The organism is Serratia sp. NCCP-200, from assembly GCF_059697885.1.
The window spans coordinates 111,366-130,492 of the sequence record NZ_BAAKUJ010000008.1; the positions used below are offsets into that span (position 1 = coordinate 111,366).

A 19,127-nucleotide genomic window follows, 5' to 3' on the forward strand; every position below is an offset into this window, starting at 1 on the left:
TATTACCGCATTATGAGATTTTACTGTGGGGAATTGTAAAGCCGCCCGAGCGGACGGCTGTATTGGTTTTGAGCCCAAGTTCATTTGCTAAAGCGGGGCTGGGAGGGTAACACTTTCAAGAGCTAGTCACCCGGCCTTGGCCGTATTAAACGGCGGCTTGGCGAACCACACCAGCAAGGTCAGCATCAGGAATACCCCGGCAGAGAGATAGAAAATATCGTTGGCCGACATCAGCAGGCTCTGCTGGGTAATTTGATCGTTGATATAGGTCGCGGCTTGCTGCTGATTGAACCCCAGATGTTGCAGTTGGTGATCCAGGCTGATCGCAGCCGGGTTGAATTGCGTCACTGACTGCGTCAGCTGCGCATGGTGAAATGACTCCCGGTGGCTCCACAGAGTCATGGTCAGTGATGTGCCGATCGAGCCAGATAACGTCCGGAAAAAGTTGCTCAGGCTGGTGGCCGCTGCGAATTTTTCTGGTGCGAGCCCTGACAATGAAATGGTGGTCAGCGGCAGGAAGAAGCAAGCCACGGCGAAGCCTTGCATCAGCTGTGGCAGCACCACGGCAGTAAAATCAATCGCCGGATTAAACGTCATCGCACGCCAGTAATAGCAACCAGCATACACGATAAAGCTAAAGGTCACCAATACCCTCATATCAATACGATCGCCGTAGCGGCCAATCAATGGCGCGATCAGTAGCGGCATCAGCCCGATGGGGGCATAGGCCAGCCCTGCCCATACCGAGGTGTAATCAAACACCGTCTGTAGCAGTTGCGGCATCAGCACAATGGCCCCGGCATAAATCAGATACGCACAACTGATACACAGGATACCGATGCTGAAGTTACGTGAGCGGAACAGGCTCAGATCGATGATAGGGTTATCGTTGGTGGCTTCCCAGATAATCAGCAAAATCAGCGCGACCACGGCGATCACGGCCAGCACAATCACGGTGGTAGAGTTAAACCAGTCGAGGTCTTTGCCTTTATCCAACATGATTTGCAGGCTACCCACACCGAGCACCAGCAGGCTCAGGGCGAACAGGTTGATTTTTACCGGCTCGGTGGGCGTTTCTCTTCCTTTCAGCTTCCATGCGGTAATGGCAACGACGATGATGCCGAACGGAACGTTGATTAAAAATATCCAGCCCCAGTCGTAGTTATCGCAAATATAGCCGCCAATAATCGGGCCAAAGATCGGGGCGATAATCACCGTCATCGACCACAGCGCCAACGCGATATTACGCTTCTCTGGCGGGTAGTTACGCAGCAGCAGGCTTTGCGATAGTGGGATCAACGGGCCTGCGACCAATCCCTGAATGACGCGGAAAAAGATCAGCATATCGAGATTGGTGGAGAACCCGCAGCACAGCGACGCCAGTGCAAACAACGTCACCGAAGCTAAAAACAGCTTACTCTCACCGAACCGCTGCGCCAGACGCCCGGTTATCGGGATGGAGATCGCGTTGGCGACACCAAACGAGGTGATCACCCAGGTTCCTTCGTCCGTAGAGGCCCCCAGGAATCCGGAAATGGTGGGAATGGCGACATTGGAGATGGTGGAGTCCAACATCTGCATAAAGGTCGCCATCGACAGCGACAGCGTCACCAGGATCAACGACCAGCCTTTTAACGGCAGCAGTGTGTTGTTATTGCTCATAAATCACATCGCATTGGCTTTGATGATGTCTTGGATTTCCGCGTCGATACTGGAGGTATCGAGCACCAGCGCCTGGCTTTGGTAAGCCGGTTTCAGGCGTTGGGTGGTAGATAGAGCAGGGCCGTTGGTGTTATTTTCGCGCAAGGTCACCGTGGTGGATAAGCCAATTCGCAATGGGTATGCCTTGAGCTGTTCCGCATCCAGGGTAATACGCACCGGCAGGCGTTGAACCACTTTGATCCAGTTACCGGTGGCATTCTGCGCGGGCAGCACCGAGAACGCGCCGCCGGTTCCCATATTGATCCCTTCAACCACGCCGTCGAACACCACATTGCTGCCATACAGATCGCTCACCACGCTCACCTTTTGCCCAATGCGCACGCCGCTGAGCTGGGTTTCCTTGAAGTTGGCGTCAATCCACAGCTGATCGGCCGGGACGATGGATAATAAGGCCTGGCCAGCGCTAAGCGTTTCACCCACCTGCACATTGCGTTGAGCGACATAGCCGGTCACCGGGCTGCGAATTTTGGTGCGCTGTAGCGCGAGCCAGGCTTCGCGCATTTGTTCTGCCGCCAACAGGATGGCGGGCTGCTGTTCAAGCGTGGAGTTCTGGATCAGGATACGATTGCCGCGATATTGTTCGATAGCGACGTCCAGCGCCGCTTTGCTGCTGTTAACGGCATCACGCGCATGTTGCAGGTCTTCTTTTGAAAAGGCCCCCGCTCCCATCAGCTTGGTGCGGCGTAGATAATCGGCCTGAGCTTGCTGGTAAGCGATTTTAGCCTGGGCGATATTGGCGTTATATTGCGCGTCGGCGATATAAAGCTGTTTGGTTTTTCTCACCGTTTCCGCCAGCTTATTTTTGACTTTTTTAAAGTTGAGGTTGGCATCGGTATCATCTAAATTGACCAAGACATCCCCTTGCTGGACTAAATCGGTATTGGTGTAATTAACGCTGACTACGCTGCCGCTAACCTGCGAAGAAATAGTGACCTGATTGCCCATTACATAGGCATCATCGGTGCTTTGCACATTGCGCGAATTGAAATACCACCAGGTTGCACTGGCCATGGCCGCAATAATAATCACCATTAGAAAAATGAGCAGCCATTGCTTTCTTTTTTCTAATGGTGTTTTTACCTGGTTATTGTCTGACTGTGGCGGTTGTGGCATGGCAAAACCCTTGCTTGTCTGTTTTGTGAGCAATAGCAAACCATTACGCTGCTGTGGGCAATAAGCACAGCGCGTAATTTATTCATTGAATGGCTTGGTCAATCACCTTCAGCTTAATGCGGCATAGGCCTACAGGAAGAAACGCTGAAAGTTCGTAGTGATTATAAAAGCTTGCGTTGCCGTAACACAGCAGAGACATCGGAAATCATTGCAGGCAGCGTCCTACACGTGAAGTCCACACCGTTACTAGAGGAACAGGCGCAAAAAACTATAAACAGGGTTATGCTATAAGCTCGTAGATAGCTTGAAATCCTTAAGATATAGCGTGAGCGAAAAAACATCGCTGACCAGCGCTGCCCGTATTTTTTTATGACCAGGAAACGACAATGAGTGAAACCAAGTCTTTGCGCGCCGTAATTGTTGACGACCATCCTTTGGCTCGTATGGCGATCAAGAACCTGCTGGAAAGTGAAGGCATTAACGTCACTGGCGAGGCAGCGGACGGGGCAGAGGCGCTGCTACAGGTGGCGCAGCAGCAGCCAGACGTGGTGATTGTCGACGTCGATATTCCCATCATGAGCGGCATTGAGGTGGTTGAAAAACTCAGAAAGCAGCAGTTTAGCCAAATCATTATCGTGGTCTCCGCCAAAAACGATCTGTTCTACGGCAAGCGTAGCGCGGATGCCGGGGCCAATGCTTTTATCAGTAAAAAAGAGGGCATGACCAATATCATCGCCGCGGTGCATGCTGCCCAGAATGGCTACAGCTATTTTCCGTTCTCACTGAACGGTTTTGTCGGCAGTCTTTCTTCGGAACAGGAAATGCTGCTGTCGCTCTCCAGCCAGGAGATCAAGGTGATGCGTTCCCTCCTCGGCGGTGCAGATAATATGCAGATTGCGGCGGCGATGTTTATCAGTAATAAAACGGTTAGCACCTATAAAAGCCGTTTAATGGAGAAGCTTGGCTGTAGCTCGTTGGCCGATCTGTTTGCTTTCGCCAACCGTAATAAAATTGGGTGAGTGCATGCTAAAACGGGTACTGGGGTTTTGGCTGGTTTTACTGTGTCTGATGCTGCCTGCACAGGCTGTGATCAACGGGCCGATCACGTTAGCGCTGGCGACTAACCACCTGGTCACGCCTCCGGCCATCTACCTGGGCCACGACGACTTTATCTGGCTGGCGCAAAAGCACAGTCTTACCGTTGCGGTGTATGGAGTTGAATCCCAACCGTTGAGTATGAATAGCGTCACCGGACGCTATTGGGGAATGAATGCGGATTACCTTGCGCTGTTTGGAAAGGCTCTGAATATCAATGTAAACGTCAAACTCTACGCCGATGAGCAACAGGCATTGGCGGCACTGCTTGCGGGCCGCGTCGATCTTGTTCTCACTACGCCCGGTAGGATTAGCCCGCAAAAGGCTCCCTTTATTGCCAGCTTGCCGCTGGTGCAAGGCTATCCAACCCTGGTGACGCGGCTTGGCGAGGTGATGAAGCCGTTTCACGATAATAGCGATAAGCTCAAGATAGCGATCACCCGGGATTATCCCCCAGAATCATTTATTAAACAGGCATTTCCTAACGCCAGCGTCATTTCTTTTGCCGATGAATATCAGGCGTTGGCCTCGGTTGCCAGTCATCAGAGTGACTACTTTCTCGGCAATAACCTCACCACCAGTTTTATTATCGCGCGCGATTTCTACCAGACGCTGGGAATGGTGAAGTTCTGGCGAGCACCGCAAAGCGGCGACGTGCTTATTGCGCTCGATAGTCAGCGGCAATTGGTCAATATTGTCGACAGATTTATCAGTTCACTGACCGAACCTCAGCATAGCCAGATTGCTCAGTCCTGGATTGATATGGGTAACCTCACCTTTTTAACCAGGGACCTGGCTTTTACCCCACAGGAAACGCGCTGGCTGGAAAAAAACCGCAAATTGCGCATAGTGATAAATCCCTATTACGCCCCGTTTAGCATGGTGGATGAAAACCAGGAAATACGCGGGATAGTTGGCGATATCCTTAACCTGATCCAGCTGCAAACCGGTTTGACCTTTGAACCGGTGATTGCCAATTCCAATGAAGAGATGGCCAGCATAATACGTAGTGGCAATTGGGATATCCTTTCCTCGGCCACGTACAGCCCAGAGCGGGAAGAGCAGGCGGCCTTTACTCATCCGTTTTTGGCTACTCCTTTTGTAATCGTCACCCGCGCTGCGGTCAAGCAGACCGAAACGATGAAGCCTGGCATGAAAGTCGCTATTCCGGCCTACCATACGTTATCGGAAAAACTGAAAACCAAATATCCGGGTGTGCAATGGGTTGAGGTAGAGAACACCGGCGCGGCGCTGAGCATGCTGGATCGGAGGGAAATTGACGCGGTGGTGTCTACACAGCTCGCTTCGCGCTACATCATCGATCACTATTATCCCAATCGGCTGAGCTATTTCCGTATTCCCGACGAGCGCACCGCCCAGATCGCCTTTGTCATTCCACGTGGCTCGCAAGAATTACAAAGCATTCTGAATAAGGCCATCGACGATATTCCCCCCAAAGAGCTGATGAATTTGGCCGGGAAGTGGGTAAAAACCCCCGAAGTGAAAATTGACACCTGGAACCTCTATAACCGGCCTTTTTACCTGGTGATCGTTCTGGCTACGCTGCTGGTTGTCAGCAGCTTGCTGTGGGGAGCCTATCTGCTGCGGGCCATCCGTAAAAGCAAAGAGGCACAGGCTGCGCTTGAGTATCAGCTCGGTTTCCGCCAGACCTTATTCAACTCGATCCCCGTGCCGGTGTACGTTATTTCGGTGGAAGGTGAGCTCGAAAGCTACAACAGCGCCTTCGGGGCCTTCTTCACCCCCGAGTTACATGCCGCGATGCATCATTCATTGTTCGATCGCCGTCATCCTCTGGCAGACATTTTCGCAGCGCTTCAACCCGATATCCAGCAAGGGCTGCAAGTCAACCAGGTTATCCCTCATCAACTGGTGTTGAATAATGGCATTGAAGAGCGCCTGATCCTGCACTGGTTAACGCTGTGCCAACTACCCGCCAACACGCCGCCCACGCTGATTTGTGGCTGGCAGGACATTACTGAATCCAGGCAGTTGATGGAGGCGTTGCAGGTGGAGAAAGACAAGGCCATCGATGCCAATCGGGCCAAGAGCACTTTCCTTGCCAGCATGAGCCATGAGATCCGTACGCCGGTGAGTGCGATCATGGGGTTCCTGGAGCTACTGACCACCCATAGCCAAAGTCCGGCAGCAGAGAAGGAATCTATTCAGCTGGCTTATTCCACCGCTCAGTCACTACTCGGCCTGATTGGCGATGTGCTGGATATGGAAAAAATTGAGTCTGGTAACTTTGAGCTGGCGCCAGAATGGGTAGATCTGGCCTTGTTGTTAACTACGACGGTCAGTAGTTTTGAAGGGGTGGCCACGCTGAAAAACCTGCGGCTGTCGGTCGATTACCGGCTTGAAAAAACGCAGGCGCTGTGGCTCGATCCGCAGGCGGTGAAACAGGTGCTGGCCAATCTCCTCAGTAACGCCATCAAATTTACCGCTGAGGGAGGGATCGAAGTGATAGCGCAAACGCACGCACAGGGCACCGATCAAACTCGCCTGACCTTGAGCGTGAAAGATAGTGGGGCGGGCATTAGCCCACAGGAGCAGCAACATCTGTTCAAGCCCTTTAGTCAGACCAAGTGGGGCAAACAGCAAACCGGATCGGGATTGGGTCTGACCATCTGCCGTGAGTTGGTTGAACGCATGGCTGGTACCATAGACATGGTGAGCCAGCCGGGCAGGGGCACCACCATGACGGTGACGCTCACCACCGCGGTTACGGACCTGGAAAAGGTTGCCGCCATTTCATTTACACCAAAATCGCCCGTCAGTGGCCCTAAAGCACTGAGGATTGTGATTGCTGACGATCATCCCACCAACCGACTGCTGTTGCGTCGTCAGTTGGCTACGCTTGGCTATCGGGTCGATGAGGCCATTGATGGTGTGGCAGCTCTGGCCTTGATCGAGGCCAATCCGTACGATCTGCTCATCACCGATCTCAACATGCCTAATATGGATGGCATAACGTTGACCCGCCGGGTACGTGAATTCAATCGGGATATCATTATCTGGGGGCTAACTGCCAACGCACAGGCTGAAGAGAAAGAGCGTTGCCTGGCGATAGGGATGAACCTGTGCCTGTTTAAACCGGTAGATTTGCCGAAGTTGGAAGCTGCGCTACAAGGTGTGACAGGCCCTTCGCAGGCCGATCCACTCAGCGAGTTTATCGATATGGCTACGCTGCAGGCACTCAGCCTGGGTGACAGCGCGCTGATGCGCCAGATGCTTGAACAATCCCGCCTGGAAAATGACCAAGATTTGGCGGCAGCGAGAAAGGCACTCCACTCTCAGGACTGGCCGACTCTGCAATCCCATTTACACCGCATTAATGGTACGGCTCAACTGCTGGGGGCCACGTCACTACATCTGCTTAGCGAAGAACTGGAAAATGCACTGGCGACACAACAGCATGAGGCGGTGATCGATGAGGGCATGCGCGAGCTGGAACAGTTGCTACAGGGGTTGAATGCAGCTATTGAGGCATTTTCCCGCCCATAGGTATATTCACAAGGGGCGCTACACGCTGCGCCCCTTGATACAAGCCTACGGGTGTAGTCCCGCGCCTACAGTATTTACCAATCGCTCTGATATCTTCGTTATGAGTCCTGTTTTAATATCCTTATCAAGCTTTGCGGATAATGTAGCGTTCAAATAATAACGCTATTCATGTTGCCTAATACCGCGAATTTAATTCTTGATTAATAGGTCTTTATTAAAAGGTTATTATTATGAACAAGGCAAATAACACCCCAGCATATAATGAAAATGATGATGTTTACGCGTCAGTTGATTTGGCGGATGAATTACCTAAGTCAACCTTCCCAATTACCGAGCGTAATCCGCGTAATGTCTTTAATGCCATCCGCGATGAGCTGATGTTGGACGGTAATTCTCGCCAAAACCTGGCGACGTTCTGCCAGACCTGGGTGGATGACGAAATTCGCGAACTGATGGATCTGTCTATCGATAAGAACATGATCGATAAAGATGAATATCCGCAAACCGCCGAAATTGAAGCCCGCTGCGTCAGAATGCTGGCCGACCTGTGGAATTCGCCAACGCCGGACATCACCCTTGGCTGTTCAACCATCGGTTCCTCTGAAGCTGCCATGTTAGGCGGGTTGGCACTGAAATGGCAGTGGCGCAAAAAGCGTACCGAGCAGGGGCTGCCTAGCGATAAACCGAACCTGATTTGTGGCCCGGTACAGATCTGCTGGCACAAGTTTGCTCGTTACTTTGACGTAGAGCTGCGTGAAATCCCGCTGGAAGGCGATCGTCTGATCATGAACGCGGAAGAAGTGCTCAAGCGTGTTGACGAAAACACCATTGGTGTCGTGCCAACCCTGGGCGTGACGTTCACCTGCCAGTACGAACCGGTGAAAGAGGTCAGTGATGCGCTGGATCGCCTGCAGCAGGAAACCGGCCTGGATATTCCGATGCACATCGATGGTGCCAGCGGCGCTTTCCTGGCTCCATTCTGCTCGCCAGAACTGGAGTGGGACTTCCGTCTGCCACGGGTGAAATCCATTAACTCATCCGGTCATAAATTTGGTTTGGCGCCGTTGGGTGCTGGCTGGGTGGTATGGCGTGAAGCGGCGGATTTGCCCGAAGAGCTGATTTTCAACGTCAACTATCTCGGTGGCAACATGCCAACCTTCGCGCTGAACTTCTCACGCCCCGGTGGCCAGATCGTTGCGCAGTATTACAACTTCCTGCGCCTTGGCCGCGAAGGGTACGCCAAAATTCACAACGCTTGCTACGCGACGGCTCAGCATTTAGCGGCCGAGATTGGCAAGTTAGGACCGTTTGAAATCCTGTTTGATGGTGACAGCGATAAAGGCATCCCGGCGCTGGCGTGGAAATTGAAAGACGGCGCGGCGATCGGGGGTTATACCCTTTACGATCTGGCGGAAAAACTGCGCGCTCGCGGTTGGCAGGTTCCGGCCTATTCGATGCCGACACACCGTGAAGATCTGGTTATTCAACGCATCCTGGTGCGTCACGGCGTGAGCTACGACCTCGGTTGCCTGCTGATCGAAGATATCAAAAGGGCACTGATTGAATTCGAGAATCACCCTGTCACCAACCCAGTATCTGCGCAACAAGGTAGCGGGTTCCATCACGGCTAAGGCCAGAGTTTTATTATATCGGGGCGGCGTCGATGCCAGCCCCGCTTTTTTCCCCACCAATATTCGCTGGGAAGAGCAACCTCTTCCTGCAGGAGAATCGTTATGGCGAGCACAGAAAAAAGCGCCGCTCCAAAACAATTAACGTTGTTAGGGTTTTTTGCTATCACCGCATCTATGGTGATGGCGGTTTATGAATATCCGACCTTTGCAACCTCGGGTTTTTCTCTCATCTTCTTCCTGCTGTTAGGTGGGTTCCTATGGTTCATTCCCGTTGGCCTATGCGCCGCCGAGATGGCGACGGTAAAAGGATGGCAGGAAGGTGGGGTATTCACCTGGGTGTCTAAAACTCTGGGTGAGAAATGGGGCTTTGCCGCCATCTCTTTTGGCTATCTGCAAATTGCCATAGGTTTTATCCCCATGCTCTATTTTGTGCTGGGGGCGCTGTCTTATATCCTCAAGTGGCCTGAACTGAACGAAGACCCGGTCGTTAAAACCGTCGCGGCATTGGTTATCTTGTGGGGGCTGGCGTTCACCCAGTTCGGTGGCACCAAAAACACTGCGCGTATTGCCAAGATTGGCTTCTTTGCCGGTATCTTGTTACCTGCGGCTGTCCTGGTGGTCCTGGCAGTCAGCTATCTGCATTCTGGTGCGCCACTGGCCATCGAAATGAACGCCTCTACCTTCTTCCCAGACTTTACCCAAATGGGCACGCTGGTGGTGTTCGTAGCGTTTATCCTGAGCTATATGGGCGTTGAAGCCTCGGCGACGCACGTCAACGAGATGAAAAACCCAGGCCGGGATTACCCGCTTGCCATGCTGTTACTGATGGCGGCGGCAATTTGTTTAAGTTCTGTCGGCGGGCTTTCTATCGCGGCAGTGATCCCTCATGGTGAAATCAACCTTTCTGCGGGGGTAATGCAAACCTTCAGCGTGTTGATCTCGCACTTCGGTCCGCAGTTTGAATGGGCAGTTCGCGTCATTGCTGCACTGCTGCTGTTGGGCGTGCTGGCAGAAATCGCCGCCTGGATTGTTGGGCCGTCTCGCGGCATGCTGGTTACCGCACAACAAGGGATCTTGCCTGCTCGTTTTGCCAAAATGAACAAGAATGGTGTGCCGGTTGCACTGGTGATTTCTCAACTGGTGATTACCTCGATTGCGTTGATTGTCCTGACCAACACCGGGGGCGGCAATAACATGTCCTTCCTGATTGCGCTGGCGTTGACCGTGGTGATCTACCTGTGCAGCTATTTCCTGCTGTTCCTGGGTTACATCAAACTGGTACGCAAACAGCCGGAAAACGAACGTGTCTTCAATATTCCGGGTGGCAAAATGGTTAAGCTTGCCGTGGCTACGATTGGTTTGCTGACCTCTGCGGTTGCCTTTGTGGTCTCATTCTTCCCGCCTTCAGGTTTGGCAGGGCTGGAAGCCGACCATGTGTACGTGACTATGCTGGTGGTGTGTTTCCTGGTGGTTGTGGCTATCCCGTTCATTATCTATGCGCTGCATGATAAACGCTTGAAGGCGACCAACCTCAAGCTGGTGCCTGTGAGCACGGATTCTGCGCCAGAAGGGCACTTCTTTATCCACCCGCGTGCACGCTCCGCGCACCATATTTTTGTCGATGACAAGCAAGTGCATTAATCGATATCTGATCAAGCACTGAATCATCAGGCAGGTTGCGGTGGGGAATAATCCACTGCAACCTGCTTTTGGTATTTGAAGTTACCAAGTTTCCCCTCACCCCAACCCTCTCCCACAGGGAGAGGGAGCTGTATGTGCTACATATTAACTCCTGCATCTAACCGCGGCTCTGAACTAGCTCCCTCTCCCCACACCAGTGCTTTTGAGATCTCGGACTGTAAATCGGGAGAGGGTTGGGGTGAGGGGCGCCATTTTTGCCCAGTTTAACGCCCAGTCATTGACCAATGACAAGGCGGCACGGGCGTCAGCCTCTTTATAATCAGGCCCGTTTGTCTTCTCACTGGTGTGGACCCATGGCTTATCAACTGAATCTTAACTGGCCCGAATTTTTAGAGAAATACTGGCAAAAACAACCTGTGGTATTAAAAAATGCCTTCCCGAACTTTGTCGATCCGATCACCCCGGACGAATTGGCCGGTTTGGCAATGGAAGTTGAGGTAGACAGCCGTCTGGTCAGCCAAACCCATGGTCAATGGCAGGCCAGCCACGGGCCGTTCGAGCATTTTGATAACCTAGGGGAAACTGGCTGGTCGCTGTTGGCCCAGGCGGTTAACCACTGGCATGCTCCGTCAGCGGAGCTGGTGACCCCGTTCCGTGTATTACCGGACTGGCGGTTGGACGATCTGATGATCTCCTTCTCGGTCCCTGGCGGCGGCGTAGGGCCACATATCGATCAGTACGACGTATTTATCATCCAGGGCATGGGGAGCCGCCGCTGGCGCGTGGGTGACAAACTGCCGCTGAAGCAGTTTTGTCCGCATCCGGCACTGCTGCACGTGGAACCTTTCGAGCCGATTATCGATGAAGATCTGGCACCGGGCGATATCTTGTATATTCCACCGGGCTTCCCGCACGACGGCTTTACCCACCAAACCGCGCTTAACTATTCCGTTGGCTTCCGTGGCCCTAACGGCAGGGATTTAATCAGCAGCTTTGCGGACTATGCGCTGGAAAACGATCTCGGGGGCGAGCATTACAGCGATCCTGATTTAACCTGCCGGGAACATCCGGGCCGGGTTGAAGAGTATGAGCTCGATCGCCTGCGCAGCATGATGACCGAGATGATTAATCAGCCGGAAGATTTCAAACAGTGGTTTGGCCGCTTCGTGACCACGCCGCGCCACGAGTTGGATATTGCCCCAGCGCAACCGCCTTACGAGCAAGATGAGGTTATCGAAGCGTTGATGGACGGTGCCGTCCTGACTCGCCTGAGTGGCTTAAGGGTGCTGGAGGTTGGCGGCAGCTTCTTTATCAACAGCGAGCGTCTGGATACCGTCGAGCCTAAAGCCGCCGATGCCCTATGCCGTTACACTATCGTCGGTAAGCAAGAGTTAGGTGAGGCGCTGCAAAACCCGGCGTTCGTTGCCGAGTTAACGGGTCTGGTTAATCAGGGGTATTGGTTCTTCGACGAGTAAACGGTATAGATTTCCCCCAGGTCTCGGCGCAAGCCTTTGCCTGGGGGAGTTAATTAATCCACCAGAACACGCTTATTGGTCGCGCCCCAAAGGATCGACATCTCGGTAAACAGCGCACCGCTGATGTCTTCAACTTCAGTGGCGGTGATCTCTGCATTACCCTGCTTGCCGAAGAACACCACCTCATCACCAGGAGTGACGCCTTTCACGTCGGTCACATCCACCATCACGGTATTCATCGAGGTTTTACCCACCACCGGCACCCGCTGCCCCTGGATCAATACATGACCGGCATTGCTGAACACACGGCGATAACCGTCGGCATAACCCACTGGGATGTTCGCCAATACTGAATCGCGTTTCAGGGTGTAGGTACGATCGTAACCGACGGTATTGCCTTTAGGGTAATGGTTGAGTGCCGCTATGGATGACTTGAAGGTCATCACGCGTTTATAGTCGTTACTGGCAATGGTATCGCCATAAAACACCCCGCCAACGCGCACCATATCAAGCCAGGACTCCGGCACGGTGAGGGTCGCAAAGGTATTGGCAACGTGTAAGGTCACGTCGCTGCGTTTGATCCCGGTAATGTCTAGCACCTGCTGGGATTGCACCTTGAAACGGGCGAGATCTTTGCGTACTGCGGCGGCATCTTCTTCAGGATAGTGGGACATGATGCCAACCATTTTCAGATGAGGTAATGCAGAGATCGCTTTGGCTTCCAACAACCCGGCGCGATCGCTGACTTCCAGCCCGTTGCGTGACATGCCGCCAGAGTTGAGTGCCAAATGGAAGCGCAGCGTTTTCCCCTGTTGGGCGGCCATGGCATCCAGGCGCTTGGCCATCTCCAGATTACCGATCAGCTCTTCGGTGTCATAGTCGGTAGCCTGGCGCATCTCTGCTTCGGTGGCATTGCGCACGCGCATCAGGCGGCCTTTAAAGCCGAGTTCACGCACGGTTTGCAGCTCTTGGTTACTGGCAACGCCAATGCACTGCACGTTATTTTCGATCATTACCGGTGCGACCAGCGAAAGATCGTGTCCGTAGGCGTCGCCTTTCAGAATGGCGCAAAGGGTAGTTTTATCGCCCAACAGTTGCTGAATTTTGTGGGTGTTATATTCCAGCGCGCTTTGTGAGATTTCCAACCGGGCATTGCTTACCACCGCCGGTGAACTTTTAACCTTAGCGGTGAGGGAATGAGTGGGATTGGTGGCAGTAGGTTGATGGCAAGCCACCAACGTTAATAGCGGTATTAAGACTAAATGGCGTAAATGTAGCGGCATATTCCCTTCCTGGTGAAATAAAAAAGAGTTTTTATCGGCCTCAGTCAGTTTTTTTATCTGATTTGACGGCGGGTGCGGCTGAGCGATCAGCGGCATTCAATAAATGACAAAACTGACTTTTTGTCAAATTTATTAATAATCCACAGGAGCTCAAAAGGAGTGGGTAATAAGCGCAGCTATTTGGTTGTCCCCTCACCCCAACCCTCTCCCACAGGGAGAGGGAGCAGATAGCCCCAGCTCTTTTAGAAGTAAATAGATAATCTCAGAAAACTCGATCGTCCCTCATCCATAGTATGTCGCCGAATTTCCATAACCATATCAGGAGAAAGATAGGGTATTACGCAGAGCAATCAATGAACTCGATTTGATCCCCTCTCCCACAGGGCGAGGGAGCTGATAGCCCCAGCTCTTTTAGAAGTAAATAGATAATCTCAGAAAACTCGATCGTCCCTCATCCATAGTATGTCGCCGAATTTCCATAACCCTATCAGGAGAAAGATAGGGTATTACGCAGAGCAATCAATGAACTCGATCTGATCCCCTCTCCCTTTGGGAGAGGGTTAGGGTGAGGGGTATTATTTCATGGAATGCAGGCCAATCACGTTGCCTTCACTATCTTTGGCGATGGAAATAAAACCATGTTCGCCGATGGTAAATTTTTCTTTCAGGATTTCACCGCCGTTTGGCACAATGCGGCTTTCTTCTACGGCGCAATCCTCACATGACAGATAAACCATGGTGCCGCCCGCTCCAACTGGCACGCCAGCCATTTTAACCAGTGCGCCGCCAGACCCTTCCCCCCCTTCCTGGTAAGGGAACATCAGGTACTCCATGCCCTCGCTTTCCAGCTTTTCTAACTGCGTGTTGAATACTGCCTCATAGAATTTCTTTGCTCGTGCCATATCAGTAACATAAATTTCAAACCAGCTAACGATATTTTTATTCATAGTATTCTCCAGTGGTATTGATTATTGTTCCTGATTGGTTATGTTACATGCACTGTTTATTTATACAGTGATATAGATCACGTAATCAACTCGTGTTTGTTCTGCTGTTGGGGACTTATCAGGATGAACTTTATTTAATAAAGCCCTATACGATGATAACTGGTCAGTTGGGGCTATTCCTGTTGCCGATATTGTAATATCTTACACCAGATAATTTTTTATTAATCATATAATGGATGTATGTTTGGGGTTTTAATGATGGATTATTCTTGTTTTAAATCAAGATCAATCCATAACATGGGGTAGGTAGGGCTTTAATGTTGACTGTGGATTTACTTTATTAATATAATTTAATCGCTTCAAGACGATGATATCTCGTCAATTTAAAGTTGTTTCCTAGCAAAATATTGCAAGTTCTTTTTGGTAATTACTATAAGGATATATTTATGAAAAAATTAAACGCATCTGAAGTTTCAAATGTTATTGGTGGTCATGTACTTGGCTGTGTTATTACCTATGAGCGTCAAACCACAGGTACCGGTACCTCTGCGGTAACCGTTTGCCGTCGCGTTGCCACCTGCCAAGGCAAGTTCGGTGAATTTTTGACTCGTGAACCAGCCGATCTGGCTCGCTGCGGCGCTTAATCGCAAGTAATAGTCAAGGTACGGCACTATGGATGGTGTCGTACCTTTCCTTTTCCCCCATATTCTCTTCTTATTTCTGCGATTATTTATATCCCCGCGACGAAAGCTATCCTTTATCTGTAGTTTGTGATCCCAGCATCAAACCCCCTGAATGATGTTGAACGTATGTTATCGGTTTGTTATGTTGATTTTCTGGCTGATGCCCAATTTGCCGTAGCTACCGGGGCATACCGCTCAGTACGATAAGCCTGTTCTCTTTTGTTACTTATGTTTCAAGGGGTTAATCATGGTGATTGCTACCCGGCTCGCTGATGCCAGTTTTGAACAGTGGTTAAGCCAAATCAATTCTGCCTGTGGCCGGTTTTGTGCCAAAACTCTGGCGCCAGGATTTGCCGGTGCGATCCAGGAGTTCCACTCCCATGCGTTACGCCTGAGCGTAGTCGATGCTGCCCAGACCCGGCTTTACCGCACCCGCCGCGAAGTAGAGCAAAGTGACGGTTGCCACTTTTTTACCGTATTCCAACTGCGTGGCCAGTCAGTTATGGAGCAAGGCGAACGGCAGGCAGTGCTGTCTGCCGGGGATATCACCTTGATCGACGCCGCGCAGCCCAGCAGCTTTACCTACCAACAGGGTTCCCGCCAGTTATCACTGTTGCTGCCGCGTAGTTATCTCGAGCAGCAACTGCGTTTTACCGATCTGCCCGGCGCGCGGCGTATTGCTGCCGATAACGCGGTGGCCAAACTCAGCCAGCAGTTGGTGCTGGGCAGTATGCAGAATACGCAGATGAGCCGCCTGGAGAGCGAAGCGGTGCTTAACGCCGTGGCCACCTTGTTACAGCCTGCCTTGATGGGGCAAGACGAGGGGCAAGATAGCCATGAGCGCATTTTTACCCGTTCGCTGGCGTTTATCGATCAGCATATTCAGTCTGAACAACTTCGCCCAGAATGGGTTGCCAGTGAGATTGGCGTCTCCGTGCGTAGCCTTTACAGGCTATTTGCTCGCAAGGGGCTGGTGGTGGCGCAGTACATCAAGAACCGTCGTCTGGATCTCTGCGCCCAGGCTTTGCGCCAGGCTAAGGAGCGGCAAAAGCTGGCCAATATTGGTTATGACTGGGGATTTACCGATCACAGCCATTTCTCCACCGCCTTCAAGGCCCGTTTTGGCGTCTCGCCGAGCGCGTACCGCAAGCAGTATCTGTAACCCCGCCTGGATGATTTGCCAGCAGATTGTCAGGAGTGACAAATCGGATGGCAAGCACAACAAAATATCCCCAGTGAAGAGTTGCTATGGTGAATTGGGGCCCCGTAAAACGGGCTCATCACAACAACAACGGCGGTAATATCTCTTTGATGGGTGACGGGGGAAAGATGGTAGCTAACACAACAACAATCAAAACCAAACGTCTGCCAGCGGCGATTGCGCTGGCGTTAGGCTTGCTGATCGGCGCGGGTTGGCAGCCAGCGGCGTTGGCTCATGGCTCCGCGGCACATAGGGTTCCATTGCAAAAAACGTTGGAGGAGTTTGGTGCCAGCGTGCAGTGGGATGACTACGCCCGGATGTTTGTGATCGTTAAAGACGGCGCTTATGTGAAGGTCAAACCGGATAGCCGCGAAGCCATCGTTAACGGCAAGCCGCTGAGATTACAGGTGCCGGTGGTGTTCAAGGGTAAAACGGCCTATATGTCTGACGAGTTTATCAACGAGGTGTTTCAGTCCGGCCTGGATCAGACCTTTGCGGTAGAGCACCGGGCCCATCCGCTAAATCCGTTGAGTGCGGCGGAGATTAACGCAGCGGTTGCCATCATCAAGGCGGCTCCGCAGTATAAAAACAACGTGCGCTTTACCGAAATCTCGCTGCGTGAACCGGAAAAACGCCAGGTCTGGCAGTTCGTGCTAGGCGGTCGTGACGTACAGCAGCCCCGTCAGGCCAACATCACGCTGCTCGACGGGGTACACGTGATTGAAACCGTGGTCGACCTGCAACAGAAAAAGGTGCTGTCCTGGCAGCCGATCAAAGACGCTCAGGGAATGGTGCTGCTGGATGACTTCGCCAGCGTTCAGAGCATAATCAACGCCAGTAAAGAGTATGCCGAAGCCCTGAAGAAACATGGCGTTGCGGACCCGAGCAAAGTGATCACCACGCCGCTGACCGTTGGCTTTTTTGACGGCAAAGATGGCCTGCAACAGGACCAACGCCTGCTGAAAGTGGTCAGCTATCTCGATGTTGGCGATGGCAACTACTGGGCACATCCGATCGAAAATCTGGTGGCGGTAGTCGATCTGGAACAGAAAAAAATCATCAAAATTGAAGAAGGGCCGGTGATCCCGGTGCCGATGAAGCCAACGCCGTATGACGGACGCGATCGCAAGGCCCCGAAAATCAAACCGTTGAATATCATTGAGCCGGAAGGCAAAAACTATACCATCACCGGTAACACCATCCACTGGCAGAACTGGGATTTCCATATGCATCTGAATTCCCGCGTCGGGCCGGTGATTTCAACCGTCACTTATAACGATAATGGCCGTAAGCGCAAGGTGATGTATGAAGGGTCGCTGGGGGGGATGATCGTGCCTTATGGCGATCCGGACGTAGGCTGGTATTTCAAAGCCTATCTGGATGCTGGGGATTACGGCATGGGCACGCTTACCTCGCCGATTGCCCTTGGCAAAGATGCACCGCAAAACGCGGTCTTGCTGGATGAGACCATTGCCGATTACACCGGTAAGCCGACCGCTATTCCACGAGCCATCGCCATCTTTGAGCGTTACGCCGGGCCGGAGTATAAGCATCAGGAAATGGGGCAGCCGAATATCAGCACTGAACGCCGTGAACTGGTGGTGCGCTGGATCAGTACGGTGGGCAACTACGATTACATCTTCGACTGGGTATTCCACCAGAACGGCACCATCGGCATAGACGCAGGGGCGACGGGTATAGAAGCGGTGAAAGGGGTGAAAGCCAGAACCATGCAGGATCCGACCGCCAAGCAGGATACGCAATACGGCACGCTGATCGATCACAACATTGTGGGTACCACCCATCAGCACATTTACAACTTCCGGCTGGATATGGATGTGGATGGCGAAAATAACAGCCTGGTGGAGTTGAACCCAGATGTGAAGCCTAACGATCGGAGCGGCCCGCGCACCAGCACCATGCAGGTCGATCAGGTGAAAGTGACTACCGAACAGCAGGCGGCACAGAAATTCGATCCTTCTACCATCCGTTTGCTGAGCAACCCGAGCCGGTTGAACAAGATGGGGAACCCGGTTTCCTATCAGTTGATCCCGTATGCGGGCGGTACGCACCCGATCGCCAAGGGGGCCAATTTTGGCAAGGACGAATGGATTTACCACCGTCTGAGCTTTATGGATCGGCAGCTGTGGGTGACCCGCTACAACCCGAATGAACGCTATCCGGAAGGCAAATACCCCAACCGCTCGATCCATGATACCGGGCTGGGCCATTACACGGCGGACAACCAGCCGATAGACAACACTGACGACGTGGTCTGGCTCACCACCGGCACCACCCATGTGGCGCGAGCGGAAGAGTGGCCGATTATGCCAACCGAGTGGGTGCATGCCTTGCTCAAACCGTGGAACTTCTTCGATGAAACGCCAACGCTGAATCTGAACGGGCAAAAGCAGCAGTAAGCCAGATTGAAGGAGTAGAGGAACAGCGAGCTCCGGCAATCTATTGATTATCCAGACGGGCGCAGCATGCAGCGCCCCCTACGGTTTGGTTCTGTTGGCGTTTGTCAGCAGTATGCCAAAGAACGACTCCTGCACCTGAGCCTAACTCCGTACCAGCTCCCTCTCCCTGTGGGAGAGATTGAAGGAGTAGAGGAACAGCGAGCTCCGGCAATCTATTGATTATCCAGACGGGCGCAGCATGCAGCGCCCCTACGGTTTGGTTCTGTTGGCGTTTGTCAGCAGTATGCCAAAGAATGACTCCTGCACCTGAGCCTAACTCCGTACCAGCTCCCTCTCCCTGTGGGAGAGGGTTGGGGTGAGGGGAAGCAGCGATATCGGGTGACGGCAAATA

12 protein-coding genes are annotated in these 19,127 nt (G+C 52.4%); 8 read left to right on the forward strand and 4 right to left on the reverse strand.

What is annotated here, in order from left to right; translation table 11 throughout:
* Positions 1–126: 126 nt before the first annotated feature.
* Both AC6HVW_RS21945 and AC6HVW_RS21950 read right to left on the reverse strand, forming a co-directional pair.
* The gene (locus tag AC6HVW_RS21945) at positions 127–1,662 is read right to left on the reverse strand and encodes a DHA2 family efflux MFS transporter permease subunit (RefSeq protein ID WP_071681235.1); all 1,536 of its coding nucleotides are present in this window, start codon (positions 1,660–1,662) and stop codon (positions 127–129) included.
* 3 nt (positions 1,663–1,665) lie between these two features.
* Entirely contained in the window at positions 1,666–2,835 is a 1,170-nt protein-coding gene (locus tag AC6HVW_RS21950) for an EmrA/EmrK family multidrug efflux transporter periplasmic adaptor subunit (RefSeq protein WP_071681236.1), read from the reverse strand.
* Between the two features lie 404 nt (positions 2,836–3,239).
* On the opposite strand from AC6HVW_RS21950, the gene evgA reads away from it, so the two are divergent.
* From evgA to AC6HVW_RS21975, 5 genes are all read left to right on the forward strand, one after another.
* On the forward strand, positions 3,240–3,854 hold the full coding sequence (gene evgA, locus AC6HVW_RS21955) for an acid-sensing system DNA-binding response regulator EvgA (protein ID WP_071681245.1): 615 nt from the start codon (positions 3,240–3,242) through the stop codon (positions 3,852–3,854).
* A 4-nt stretch (positions 3,855–3,858) separates the two neighbouring features.
* The gene (locus tag AC6HVW_RS21960; RefSeq protein WP_071681237.1) at positions 3,859–7,455 is read left to right on the forward strand and encodes a response regulator; all 3,597 of its coding nucleotides are present in this window, start codon (positions 3,859–3,861) and stop codon (positions 7,453–7,455) included.
* A 230-nt stretch (positions 7,456–7,685) separates the two neighbouring features.
* Positions 7,686–9,086, forward strand: coding sequence for a glutamate decarboxylase (gad, locus tag AC6HVW_RS21965; RefSeq protein ID WP_071681238.1), 1,401 nt, complete (start codon positions 7,686–7,688; stop codon positions 9,084–9,086).
* Positions 9,087–9,188: 102 nt separating this feature from the next.
* Positions 9,189–10,727 carry a glutamate/gamma-aminobutyrate antiporter gene (gene gadC / locus AC6HVW_RS21970; protein WP_071681239.1) on the forward strand — a complete coding sequence of 513 codons (1,539 nt, stop codon included), beginning with the start codon at positions 9,189–9,191 and terminating at the stop codon, positions 10,725–10,727.
* Between the two features lie 353 nt (positions 10,728–11,080).
* Positions 11,081–12,202 (forward strand): ribosomal protein uL16 3-hydroxylase, encoded by a 1,122-nt coding sequence (locus tag AC6HVW_RS21975; RefSeq protein WP_071681240.1) that lies wholly within the window; start codon positions 11,081–11,083, stop codon positions 12,200–12,202.
* A gap of 53 nt (positions 12,203–12,255) precedes the next feature.
* On the opposite strand, the gene alr is transcribed toward AC6HVW_RS21975, so the two are convergent.
* Together alr and AC6HVW_RS21985 are read right to left on the reverse strand one after the other, a co-directional pair.
* Entirely contained in the window at positions 12,256–13,485 is a 1,230-nt protein-coding gene (alr, locus tag AC6HVW_RS21980; RefSeq protein WP_071681241.1) for an alanine racemase, read from the reverse strand.
* 575 nt (positions 13,486–14,060) lie between these two features.
* A complete protein-coding gene (locus tag AC6HVW_RS21985; protein ID WP_186486891.1) occupies positions 14,061–14,432 on the reverse strand; it encodes a VOC family protein in 372 nt (123 codons plus the stop codon).
* Between the two features lie 446 nt (positions 14,433–14,878).
* On the opposite strand from AC6HVW_RS21985, the gene AC6HVW_RS21990 reads away from it, so the two are divergent.
* From AC6HVW_RS21990 to tynA, 3 genes are all read left to right on the forward strand, one after another.
* Positions 14,879–15,076: a DUF4762 family protein gene (locus AC6HVW_RS21990; RefSeq protein ID WP_071683062.1), complete on the forward strand. Its 198-nt coding sequence runs from the start codon at positions 14,879–14,881 to the stop codon at positions 15,074–15,076.
* Positions 15,077–15,362: 286 nt separating this feature from the next.
* Positions 15,363–16,277 carry a transcriptional regulator FeaR gene (gene feaR, locus AC6HVW_RS21995; RefSeq protein WP_071683061.1) on the forward strand — a complete coding sequence of 305 codons (915 nt, stop codon included), beginning with the start codon at positions 15,363–15,365 and terminating at the stop codon, positions 16,275–16,277.
* Positions 16,278–16,444: 167 nt separating this feature from the next.
* Complete coding sequence (gene tynA / locus AC6HVW_RS22000; RefSeq protein ID WP_071683069.1) at positions 16,445–18,736, forward strand: primary-amine oxidase; 2,292 nt, start codon at positions 16,445–16,447, stop codon at positions 18,734–18,736.
* The last annotated feature ends 391 nt before the right edge of the window (positions 18,737–19,127 follow it).

Excerpts from the sequence above, each read along its gene's own strand:
- AC6HVW_RS21985 (WP_186486891.1), bottom strand. The coding sequence starts at position 14,432 with ATGAATAAAAATATCGTTAGCTGGTTTGAAATTTATGTTACTGATATG.
- feaR (WP_071683061.1), top strand. The coding sequence starts at position 15,363 with ATGGTGATTGCTACCCGGCTCGCTGATGCCAGTTTTGAACAGTGGTTA.
- AC6HVW_RS21990 (WP_071683062.1), top strand. The coding sequence starts at position 14,879 with ATGAAAAAATTAAACGCATCTGAAGTTTCAAATGTTATTGGTGGTCAT.
- alr (WP_071681241.1), bottom strand. The coding sequence starts at position 13,485 with ATGCCGCTACATTTACGCCATTTAGTCTTAATACCGCTATTAACGTTG.
- tynA (WP_071683069.1), top strand. The coding sequence starts at position 16,445 with ATGGTAGCTAACACAACAACAATCAAAACCAAACGTCTGCCAGCGGCG.
- AC6HVW_RS21950 (WP_071681236.1), bottom strand. The coding sequence starts at position 2,835 with ATGCCACAACCGCCACAGTCAGACAATAACCAGGTAAAAACACCATTA.
- AC6HVW_RS21960 (WP_071681237.1), top strand. The coding sequence starts at position 3,859 with ATGCTAAAACGGGTACTGGGGTTTTGGCTGGTTTTACTGTGTCTGATG.
- AC6HVW_RS21945 (WP_071681235.1), bottom strand. The coding sequence starts at position 1,662 with ATGAGCAATAACAACACACTGCTGCCGTTAAAAGGCTGGTCGTTGATC.
- gadC (WP_071681239.1), top strand. The coding sequence starts at position 9,189 with ATGGCGAGCACAGAAAAAAGCGCCGCTCCAAAACAATTAACGTTGTTA.
- gad (WP_071681238.1), top strand. The coding sequence starts at position 7,686 with ATGAACAAGGCAAATAACACCCCAGCATATAATGAAAATGATGATGTT.
- AC6HVW_RS21975 (WP_071681240.1), top strand. The coding sequence starts at position 11,081 with ATGGCTTATCAACTGAATCTTAACTGGCCCGAATTTTTAGAGAAATAC.